We start from the raw sequence: 11,228 nt of genomic DNA, 5'->3' as shown, positions 1-11,228 counted from the left end.
GGATGGTAAAATGATCGAAAAAAAGGCTTTAGCCAAACAATCAATGTTTTGGCTAAAGCCTTTTTCAAATCAAATTTATTGCTCCAGCTAAAGCTGGAGACTATTGAGGAAAAACTTTCAAACTTAAATAAAAAGACCATTTTCTCTCACAGATTTTGAAGATCAGGAAGATTTTTTTATCTCCTAAATCTGCAAAATCTGCGAGAGTTTTTTTTATCTTTAAAAACTAAAAAAAAAACGAAACTATTAAACTTTTAATTAATGAAATACAACAGATGTGGAAAAAGCGGATTGCTTTTGCCTGAAATTTCTTTAGGATTATGGCATAATTTCGGATCAGTAGATAATTTTGAAAATGCAGAAAGTATAGCTGTGGAAGCTTTTGATAAAGGAATTACGCATTTTGATTTAGCCAACAACTATGGTCCGGTTCCAGGCTCGGCAGAAACCAATTTTGGAAAAATATTATGGCATAATTTTCAGGGAAATTTACGTGATGAAATCATTATTTCCACAAAAGCAGGTTACACAATGTGGGATGGACCTTATGGGGACTGGGGTTCCAGAAAATATCTTTTATCCAGTTTAGATCAGAGTTTGAAAAGAATGAAGATTGATTATGTAGATATTTTTTACTCACACCGCCCGGATCCTGAAACCCCTATTGAAGAAACGATGATGGCGCTTGATTACGCTGTAAGAAGTGGAAAAGCATTATATGTTGGAATCAGTAATTACTCTGCAGAGCAGACCCTGGTGGCTGTTGATGTTTTGAAACAATTAGGAACACCATGTTTGATCCATCAGGCTAAATATTCCATGCTGGTACGCTGGGTTGAAGAAGGTTTATTGGATGTTTTAGAAGAAAAAGGAGTAGGCTGTATTGCATTTTCACCTTTGGCACAAGGACTTTTGACCGATAAATACTTAAACGGAATTCCTGAAAATTCCCGAGCTCACAATCCAAACGGGCATTTAAAAGAAGATGAAGTTACGCCGGAAAGGATTGAGAAATTAATTCAGCTGAATGAAATTGCCCAGAATAGAAATCAGTCTTTGGCACAAATGGCACTGGCCTGGCTGCAAAAAGACAAACGAATTACTTCGGTTTTAATTGGTGCCAGTTCAGTAAAGCAGTTAAATAATAATATTGAATGTTTACAAAATCTTGAATTCACTCATGATGAACTGAATGAGATTGAGAAGATTTTAGCGTAAAATATATATTCTAGCAGGTGAATTGTAAAAATGTATACTGTAAGATGTAAAAATGAAAAATATAAACCCGACAGGTTCTAAAACTTGTCGGGTTTAATATTTAAACAAAACTACATTTGTTATTTCGTTTGAATAATCATCGCCAATCCGCCACCGCTTGCTAATTTATATGCCAATTTGGTTGTCGAATCAACTGTTACAATTTCTCTTTTGTAATCATTCGCAGCCTTATCTGCATTCAATCCGTCTGAGAAAATTTCTGCTTCGTATTTTTTCTCTTTTTCAAGGAAAGAAAAATCAATTGTAATGTCTCTGGAATCCCAATTAGTAATAGCTCCTAGATACCAAGTATTAGATTTTTTTCTTGCAATTGAAACAAATTTTCCAACTTCTCCATCAAGAGCAACTGTTTCATCAAATGTGGTTGGAATCTTAGCAATGAAATCAGTGCTTTCCTGTTCTTTCATATAAGCTGTTGGACTGTCTGCCATCATTTGCAGGGGTGCTTCAAAAATCGTGTATAATGCTAATTGATGAGATCTTGTTCCCTGACTTACCGGATTGGAATTACTAGGCTTAAATTCGCTTTTGGTTGCATTTCGCATAGCTCCTGGTGTGTAATCCATTGGTCCTGCCATCATACGGATAAACGGAATCGAACAATCGTATAACGGAACATCATCGTTTGGTGTCCATTTATTGTTTTCCAGTCCTTTTACGCCTTCAAAGTTTAAAATGTTGGGGAAAGTTCTCTGAATTCCGGTTGGTTTATACATGCCATGAAAATCCAAAAGCAATTTATAATCGGCAGCTTTTTGAGCAATGTCATAAACTGAATTTACCATTTTTGGCATCGTCCCGATCTAGAAAATCAACTTTAAAACCTTTGATTCCTAAATCGGCATAATTTTTTAAAATTCCTGCTGTGTTTTTGGTTAATGCCATCCACGAACTCCACAAAATAATTCCAACGTTTTTCTCTTTTCCATAAGCGATTAAAGCTTCCAGATCAACGTTTGGATTGTGTTTCATAATGTCTTCTTCCAGACTCCAGCCTTCATCTAAAACTACATATTCGACTTTGTTTTTCGAGGCAAAATCAATATAATATTTATAAGTCTGCGTATTTATTCCGGCTTTAAAATCAATGTTGTAAATGTTCCAGTCGTTCCACCAGTCCCAGGCTACTTTTCCGGGCTTTATCCACGAAATGTCTTTTATTTTGGCTGGCTCAGATAATTTCTGAACCATATCATTATTCGCTAATTCAGTATCATTTTCAGAGATGACTAAAATTCTCCACGGAAAATTTCGTGTTCCTTTGGTTTTAACTAAATAATCTGCCCTCTCCGTAATTAATAGGTTGATGTTGTTGAATCCGCCGTTCGCTTCCTGTAACGGATATCTGGAAAAACGTGCTTCAAAACCAGCTTTCGATTTAGTATTGGTAACGAATAATCCCGGGTAATCTTCCAGGTTGGCTTCAAGAAAAACAGCTTTTTTAAGGTTTTTAAAATCAATTAAAAATGGTAGAAATGCTAAAGTATCTTTTGCAAATTCACTGATTTTTTTGTTTTCGTACTGCGCCTCAAAAGACGAAATATAAGGATCTTTCGGGTTTCTTAAATCGCGAACATACGGCATTAAAGTATTGTAATCCTGATCAAAATTCAAAGTAACTTCTTCTCCTTTTACAGTAATGTCTTTTTTCTTTTTGGTTATAAATCGATACGCGACACCATCATCAAAAGCGCGATATTCAATACTGAAATCATTTTTGAAATTTAAAACCAAAAGATTGTATTGATTTTGTACAATGCTTTTTTTGTAAAATGGAGATGCAAATGAAGTGTTTGCTTTTTCTCTTTTTGAATTCAAAAGCAACGAATTTTTACCTAAAACTTCATTCTGATCAAGTGTCATTGAAATTACAGACGGAGCCAAAATCAAATCTTTTTCATGCAAAACAGACCAGGTTATTTTGTTGTTAATTATTATATTGACTTTAATTTTTCCGTTTGGAGAAGCTAAACTGAAATCCTGTGGCTGTTGCGATAAACAGATATTAAAAAGAAAAAGGAACAAGGCAGGAAATATTTTTTTCATGATAGATGCATTAAACGAAGAAGTGATTACAAGTTCAGTTAAATGTACTTATAATCACTTATATGGTTAAGGAAATTATTTTTTATTCAGTTTCAAATTGTATCTTTTTACAATTTCCAATGTCGATTTATCACCATTAAAAACTGAATTCAGCCCTTGTGGTTCCTGTGGAGGATCAGTTGTGAGAGGTTCTCCCGGATTCCATTTTCCGGTTTCATTTACTGCTTTTCCCTCACCGCCAAATCCCCAAAAATTCGCGGCCCGCAGCGGACCTTTATTGGCAACACTTTCGGCAACCCTTCCAAAAATATAGCTATAAAACTGATCGCGGTAAATTGAAGATGCTCCGGCATTCAGATTTTCGTTTTCCCTTGGTAATCCAAACTCCTCAATAATGATTGGTCTTTGTAGATTGTTGGCCACTTTAACATGGGCATCAATATACTTTCCTGCATTTTCAATAGTGACAGGAATTGTAGCTTTGGCATTATCGGCTTTAAACCAGTTCCAGTTTTTAGGCCAAATGTGCATGGTCAAATAATCGATGTTGGGGTTTTTATGTGTTCTTTCGAAAATTCCGATATCATCATTCGAACTGTTCAAACCTTCAGAACCTGTAGAAATCAGGTGGTTTTTATCTAAACTGTCCATTAAATTGACAATGTTATTCAGCCAGATAGTAAATTTTTCTTCGTTTTCAACCGTAAAAAGCCTCGGTTCATTTCCAACCTGCCAGGCCATGATGGTATTGTCTTCGTTATATTTTTTTTTCGAATATTTATTGGTTCTTCCCATAATAAATTTCACATGATTCTCCAGTGCTTTCATGCAGGGATCACAGCTGTGAAATTGCTCTGTGTACGACATAAACTGAGGCCATGTATTCGGTATAATGTTTGGAATAGGAATAGCTCCTTTACCATTCCACTCCAGATATTGCGACATTCCGCCTGACCATTCCCAGTTATTGGTCAGGTACAAAACCGCATACATTTTGCGTTTTCTCATTTCATTCATCAGGAAATCCAGTCCGTCAAGTAAATCCTCATCATATTTTCCCTGCTCATACTGTAAAGCCGGACGAACCGTAAAATCATATTTTCCACCATCCGCACCCACTAAAATTCGCAAATTATCGATTCCGTTTTTTTGCATGAAATCCAGTTCCCGAAGCAGCCTTTTTCGATCGCCTACTTTTTTGGAGGCCAGTAAACTTCCATACCAATAATTGGTTCCAATGTAAGAATAGGGTTTGTCTCCCTTATAAAATTGCGTTCCTTTTACCGTAATTCTTTCCTGCGCCTGACATGACATTGTCGAAATGAGCAATGCTAATCGGAGTATTTTAAAAAGTTTGTTTTTCATAATTTATATTTTTAGAAGCTATTCCTGCTATCCGCTTTATCTTTTGTTTTTTAAAGAAAAAAACAAAAGGATACCGCTTCTATCAGGGCTAGGACTTTACGTTTATAAAGAAACTATTTTGGTAATTCATACATTTTTGGTAATGAATTTACTAATGCCGATTTGGGTTTTGAAGCAAAGGTTTTAAAATCAGCTGCATTCGAAACACTGGAATTTGGAACATAGTATCCATCACTATCATTAGTCCAGAACATCATATAGCTTACTTCTATACTATTTGATGTCAAAGCATCATATAAATAGGTAGAAAACCAATCATTTATTGGTGTGTTTGAACTTGTAACTCTATAACCTGTTTCTGTTAAAGCTGCAATTTTTACTTTGGATTTAGCTAAATCTGATATAATTTTTAATTTAGAATTTGCTGTATTGGCTCCGGTTGTACCCTGATTGTCAAAATCCCCGTAATTATCCATTCCTAAAACATCAACATATTTATCGCCCGGATATCTGCTTAAATAATCGGTTGAGGTTAAATAGGTTCTGTCAGGTGAAAAAGCATATAAAATATTGTGGACGCCTTTAGTATTTTTTAAATAATCAACCGTAAATTTATAAGCTGTTTTATATTCTTCAGCAGTACAAAAATTAGCACCCCACCAGAACCAGCTTCCGTCAAATTCATGGAAAGGCCTGAAGATTACCGGAATCAATTCGCCTTTTGAACCTTTTAAATTTAAGAATACGCTGGCAACTTTATCCAGTTTTTTCTTGTACCATTCGTGGTTGGCTCCGCCAGGCAAAATACTTTTAAAAGCTGTGTTTTTTTGCTCGGTTGTCATATCAGAAGTATAGAAAGAAGTTTCATTATTAGGTTCCCTCAAATGCCAGGAAAAAGTATTAATTATTCCTTTTGCATAAGCTGCTTTTGTATCGCTGATAATCTTTTGCTCTTGTTGGTAAAACCAGTTGTTGGACTGATTATTGTTGTTTTTATCTGTAATAAACATAAAATCTGACCCTAGGATAGCAGGATCAAAACCCGTATTTTTTTTGATATCCGAATCACCGCCGGCATCCTGATAAAAGTTATTGAAAGCATCCTGCTGTCCAATGGCTACTTTAGTTTTTCCTAATATTTTAAGGTTATAAAACAAAGCAACGGTTTCTGCAGTTGCTTTTTTGTCAACCATATAAGTGATGACGTTTTTGGTTGTCAAAACATCAGTTTGCGGTTCAGTTTCATCAACTTCTGAACCTTTATCCGATGAGCAGCCAATCACAGCAATAAATAAGCTAAAGAAAAAGAATTGTTTCATATATGTAAAATTTTATTTTGTAGTTGGCATAATATGGTATCGTCTTTTATTGTATGTATTCCTGGACAACCTTTTTTGTTAATGGCGATTTCATTGCTTTTTAATGCAATAATCAAATTTTATAATAATCAATATTTAGGTTTTTATTCTTTGCATCAGTTCCAGACAGGCGCGGCTGTTGTGGTAAGGACATTTCCAGAAGCCGGCTTTGTCTTTCTGGATCAGGCTGTAATCCTTGTAAACTCCCCAAAACCATTCTCCATTTTGCTGGTCTAAAATGTGATTTTTTATAAATTCCCAGTTTTTCAATACAATATCTAAAAACTTTTCATCACGGGTTAATTGGTATGCATTGTAAAAACCTATTAAAGCTTCGGCCTGTACCCACCAGTGTTTCTCAGCAATTAGTTCATTTTTTCCAGGGTCAAATTCATACCACAAACCGCCGTCATAATCTAAGCCTTCCTGCGTAACTTCTGCTATTTGAATGGCATGTCTTTTATAATTAGCAATAAGGTTTTCATCTTCTGAAATTTCAGCACACTGCAATAAAAGCCATGCAGCTTCAATATCATGGCCGTACGAAATAACATCTGGTTTTTCAATCCAGTTTTCGTCAAAAAACAAATGCAAATGTCCTGTTCTGGTATTGATAAAATGTTCTTCGATGGTTTGCAATAATTCTATAATATCACTTTGCAGTTTTGGATTTTTCCAAACCCTGAATAAATTCGCATAAGCTTCAATAATATGCAGATGCGTGTTCATGGTTTTCTTTTCATTAGCATCTTTACTGCTCAGCCGCAAATCTTCAATAGGCTGCCAGCTTCTTGTAAAAGCCTCTAAATATCCTTTGTTTACAGGGTCGTAACTGTATTTTTGGATCGTTAAATACAGATTGATTGCAATTGCCAGAGCTTTTTCATCTTTTGAAATCTTATAATATTCAGACAAACCATAAATCGCAAAAGCTAAACCATAAATTTGATTTTTAGTATCTTTTGGTGTTGTATCTGAATTGATGCTCCAAAATAAACCTCCAAATTCAGGATCATAAAAATGATTTGAAATACATTTAAAAGCCCTTTCCGCTATTTTTTTATGTTCTTCATTTTGAGTAACCTGATAACTGGCTGAGAAAGACCATAAAATCCTGGCGTTTAGAACAGAACCTTTGTCAGCATCAGGAATTATTTTTTCATTGCTATCAATCTGACCAACAAAACCATCGTTTTTATTATCAATTGCGTTTTTTGCCCAATAGTTTAAAATAGCATCAAGTTCAGCTGATAATTCGGTTTTTAGCTGGTGTAATATTGATGACACCACGAATTATATTGCGTTATTTTTTTCAATCTGACTGATGATTGTTTCTACTGATCCTGCAGAAATAAAGGTGTCCTCAGGAGTATTCGTAACATAATCAACCAGTTTTTCTGTAGATGAAACAGCAACATGCATTCTCGTGTCTGATGATGCATAATAGATGTAAACAGTTCTATCAGTGTCTTCAATCCATCCGTTAGAAAATAATACATTAGATACATCGCCAACTCTTTCTATACCTTCTGGTCCCATGAAATGTCCGGCAGGAACGTGGGTAACTTTCGAAATATCATTCAGATCGGTCATAAACATATACAAAGTGTAGCGTAAACCTGCAGCAGTGTTACGAACGCCATGTGCTAAATGCAGCCAGCCTTTTTCTGTTTTAATAGGAGCAGGGCCAAGACCGTTTTTTAATTCATATATGGTGTGATATTGTTTTCCGAAGATAATTTTTTCTTCTTTTACAACCGGATTTGCCATGTCATCAACATAGCCTAAACCAATTCCGCCGCCAGCTCCAACATCAATAAAACCATCCTGCGGGCGCGTGTATAATGCGTATTTTCCGTTTACGAATTCAGGGTGTAAAACCACATTGCGCTGTTGGCCTGTGTTCGAAATCAAATCAGGCAGTCTTTCCCAGTTTACCAAATCTTTTGAACGCACTATTCCTGCATTGGCTACAGCCGAGCTGGTATCGCCTTTTGGTGCTTTAGGGTCTTTTCTTTCTGTACAAAAAATACCGTAAACCCAGCCGTCTTCATGATGAGTCAGGCGCATGTCGTACACATTGGTATCCGGTTCTTCTGTTTGCGGAATCACGCACGGTTTGTCCCAAAATTTGAAATTATCAATCCCGTTTGGACTTTCGGCAATGGCAAAAAAAGATTTTCTGTCAATACCTTCAACACGAACAGCGAGTAAATATTTGCCGTTCCATTTGATGGCGCCAGCATTAAACGCAGCATTCATGCCAATACGTTCCTGTAAAAAAGGGTTTGTATTTTCGTTGAAATCAAATCGCCAGTTCAATGGTACATGAGCAGCTGTCATTACCGGATTTTTATATCGCTGATAAATACCGTTTCCGATTGTATTTTGAGGTTCATTTTTTAGTTCAATGAGTGTTTGATGTTCCTTTTCTAATGCTACTTTTCTACCCTGAAATGTAGCGGCCGTTATTGTTGTCATATAAATTGATTTCTAAATCTGTATTTTATTTTTTTTGTCTCTTTTTGCATTCAAGTCCTGTTCTATAGTTTGCAGCTTTTGTTCTGTTAAAGGATAAAATGCTATAAAACCTACTGATATTGCTGCAGCAATGGCAGGTAGAATACTTAACATTAACTGAATTCCGTTTTGGGCGGTAGCTGTTTGCTCAACATTTGCCTGAAAACCGTAGTAGCCCAAAAGCCATCCTGCCCCGGCACCACCAATGGTCCATCCGAATTTTTGTGACATTGATGATGCTGAAAAAACCAATCCCGTAGCCCTGCGTCCTTGTTTCCATTCTGAATAATCGGCGCTGTCAGCATACATAGACCAGATAAGAGGAAAGATACAGCCGGCACAAATGCTAATTAATATTTGAAAACTCATGATTAAGAAAACATCTTCTTTTCCGAAGACATAGAAAATTAAACTCAGGACTGCAGCAAAAGTCATTGCGCCAAAAAAGGTTTTCTTTTTCCCGAATTTATTAGCAATCGGTGTTGCTGCAATGACTCCAATAATATTGGCTGCCTGTCCCAATACTAAATAAATAGAGGTTGGCGTCATGTGAAAATCTGTTCCGAAAAGGTTAAAATCAAAATTTACATTGCTGCTTACATAATATTTAAAATAATAAACTGCTGCACCATCACGGATAGAGTTGAATACTAATGCGCCAATTCCGGCTCCCAGTAAAATCCACCAGGGCCTGTTCTTTACTAAATCTTTTAAATCTTCTTTTAGATTTGTTTGTTCCTCATCAATTGGTTTTATTCTTTCTTTTGTCCAGAAAAAACAAGCCCAGAAAAACACGGTTGTTATAATTCCGAATATAGCTATTGTAGCCAGCCAGCCGTTTTTTGAATTAAGGTTTCCTCCAAAATAATTCACAAGAGGTTCAATTAACCAAAGCGCCAAAAGGCTTCCTCCAAAGGCAAAAACCATTCGGTAAGAGGATAATGTGTTTCTGTCTTTTCGGTCAGAAGACATTACTCCTAAAAGCGAAGCATACGGAACATTTATCAAAGAATAAATCATCATCATTAATGAGTATGTTACGTAGGCATAGATTATTTTTCCTTTTTCATCAAAATCAGGAGTGTAAAAAGTTAAAACTCCAATTACAGCAAAAGGTATAGCAACCCATAATAAATAAGGTCTGAATTTTCCCCATTTGGATTTGGTTCTGTCAGCTATAATTCCAACAATTGGATCAAAGCAGGAATCCCAGATTCGGGTAATTAAAAACATAGTTCCAACTACTGCTGGTGCCAGTCCGAAAACATCGGTGTAGAAAAATAGCAGATACATGCTGAATATTTTCCAGAACATAGAAGAGGCGGCGTCTCCAAGTCCGTAACCTATTTTTTCTTTTAAGCTGATTTTTTCGTGCATTTAGATTTATTTTAAAGGTTGTAGTTAAGTTGGTTTATTTTTTTGATAGTTTTTGAATGTCTTTTTCAAATAAAGTTTTATCAAGATTGTAAAATTCGACAAAATCTTTTTCACTGATCTGGCCAGGATAGGGACCATAATAATGCATTTTTTGTTCTTTTTCCTGCCAGCCATGATTTCTCCAGAGCAAAGCGTATGAAATTTTATAATCCCCAATAGCTTTAGAAAAAGTGCCTGTCCACCATTTGGGATCTGGAATGGCTTCATACCCCGCTTCTGCCAAAGCAATTAATTTATGCTTTTTTTGAGCAATTTCATTTATGATTCTAAACTGACTTTGGACTTCGGCTATGAATTTTTCACCGTTTTTGTCATCAGCATTTTGATAAGTGTCAAAGCTTAAAATATCAGCATAGCCATCACCCGGATAGTTTTCTAAAAAAGTTTCTTTGGAGTTGAAACTACTCGTGTTATATACGTAAATTAAATTATGAACTCCTTTTTTTTGGAGGTATTCGAAAGTGAATTTCCAGATAGCTTTAAATTCTTCGGGAGTACAGTTTTCTTTTCCCCACCAGAACCAGCCTCCGGTTAATTCATGGTAAGGCCTGAAAAGAATCGGAATGCTTTTTCCTTTTTTATCTTTTAATGACAAAAAGAAACCGGCTGCTTTATCAAGCCAGGATGTGAATTTTGCATGATTTTTTTCACCCGGTAAAATCGTTTTTAGAGAATTTGGAGTGTTATCCCAGGCATTTTTTCCGGTTGCCGGATTGTCAAAATGCCAGCTTATTGTTGAAATCCCTCCTCGTTCATTCGCCTCTTTTATGTATTGCTTCATTTTTTCAAAAGGAACTCCGTCAATATTATTATGTTTGTCATTTTCCAGGCCCGCGATATCCCATCCGTAAACGGCGGGATAGTCGCCGCAAACTTCTTTTACATCACTTCTTCCATTTTGATATTTCCAGTTTACACCATAAGCCAGGTCGTCCTGATGGCCAAAAAGATATCCTTTTTGAGTTAATATATTCAGTTTTTTATAAAGTAAAACTGTTTCGGGTGTAGATTTTTTATCTGAAAGTGACAAATTAATATTATCTGTAACGGTCTGTGATGAACATGAAATTCCCGTAAAGGCTGATATAATAAGGATTATTATGTTTTTTTTCATTTAGACTACTTTGTTTTACATAAAGTAGAAAGTAATTTCTACTAAAATAGTGTATTGTGATTTCCTTGATTTTCTAAATAAGAATTAATGTCATATTTCATTTAAAATTA

Annotated in this window: 9 protein-coding genes; 1 reads left to right on the top strand and 8 read right to left on the bottom strand. The window is 35.6% G+C overall.

Annotated features, from left to right (window positions below; all coding sequences use genetic code 11):
* Window positions 1-261: 261 nt before the first annotated feature.
* On the top strand, window positions 262-1,218 hold the full coding sequence (locus tag K8B81_RS11610; protein ID WP_223681667.1) for an aldo/keto reductase: 957 nt from the start codon (window positions 262-264) through the stop codon (window positions 1,216-1,218).
* A gap of 119 nt (window positions 1,219-1,337) precedes the next feature.
* Here the strand turns inward: K8B81_RS11610 and K8B81_RS20960 are convergent, their stop codons facing one another.
* The 8 genes from K8B81_RS20960 to K8B81_RS11570 form a co-directional block, all read right to left on the bottom strand.
* Window positions 1,338-2,063 carry a glycoside hydrolase family 97 catalytic domain-containing protein gene (locus K8B81_RS20960; RefSeq protein WP_262902718.1) on the bottom strand — a complete coding sequence of 242 codons (726 nt, stop codon included), beginning with the start codon at window positions 2,061-2,063 and terminating at the stop codon, window positions 1,338-1,340.
* Window positions 2,044-3,324: a glycoside hydrolase family 97 N-terminal domain-containing protein gene (locus K8B81_RS11600; RefSeq protein WP_262902717.1), complete on the bottom strand. Its 1,281-nt coding sequence runs from the start codon at window positions 3,322-3,324 to the stop codon at window positions 2,044-2,046. The genes K8B81_RS20960 and K8B81_RS11600 overlap by 20 nt, the downstream gene beginning before the upstream one ends.
* A 75-nt stretch (window positions 3,325-3,399) precedes the next feature.
* Window positions 3,400-4,689, bottom strand: a complete 1,290-nt coding sequence (locus tag K8B81_RS11595; RefSeq protein WP_223681666.1) for a glycoside hydrolase 5 family protein — start codon at window positions 4,687-4,689, stop codon at window positions 3,400-3,402.
* A gap of 113 nt (window positions 4,690-4,802) precedes the next feature.
* Window positions 4,803-6,008 carry a glycoside hydrolase family 26 protein gene (locus K8B81_RS11590; RefSeq protein ID WP_223681664.1) on the bottom strand — a complete coding sequence of 402 codons (1,206 nt, stop codon included), beginning with the start codon at window positions 6,006-6,008 and terminating at the stop codon, window positions 4,803-4,805.
* A 135-nt stretch (window positions 6,009-6,143) separates the two neighbouring features.
* Window positions 6,144-7,334 carry an AGE family epimerase/isomerase gene (locus K8B81_RS11585; protein ID WP_223681663.1) on the bottom strand — a complete coding sequence of 397 codons (1,191 nt, stop codon included), beginning with the start codon at window positions 7,332-7,334 and terminating at the stop codon, window positions 6,144-6,146.
* Between the two features lie 6 nt (window positions 7,335-7,340).
* Entirely contained in the window at window positions 7,341-8,528 is a 1,188-nt protein-coding gene (locus K8B81_RS11580) for a glycoside hydrolase family 130 protein (protein WP_223681662.1), read from the bottom strand.
* 12 nt (window positions 8,529-8,540) lie between these two features.
* Window positions 8,541-9,944 (bottom strand): MFS transporter, encoded by a 1,404-nt coding sequence (locus K8B81_RS11575; RefSeq protein WP_223681661.1) that lies wholly within the window; start codon window positions 9,942-9,944, stop codon window positions 8,541-8,543.
* Between the two features lie 34 nt (window positions 9,945-9,978).
* Window positions 9,979-11,118 carry a glycoside hydrolase family 26 protein gene (locus K8B81_RS11570; RefSeq protein ID WP_223681660.1) on the bottom strand — a complete coding sequence of 380 codons (1,140 nt, stop codon included), beginning with the start codon at window positions 11,116-11,118 and terminating at the stop codon, window positions 9,979-9,981.
* Between the last annotated feature and the right edge of the window lie 110 nt (window positions 11,119-11,228).

The organism is Flavobacterium hibisci (genome assembly GCF_020026925.1).
GTDB classification, from domain to species: Bacteria; Bacteroidota; Bacteroidia; order Flavobacteriales; family Flavobacteriaceae; genus Flavobacterium; species Flavobacterium hibisci.
The sequence above is the reverse complement of the archived record's forward strand: the minus strand, read 5'-3'. Positions and strand labels throughout refer to the sequence as shown.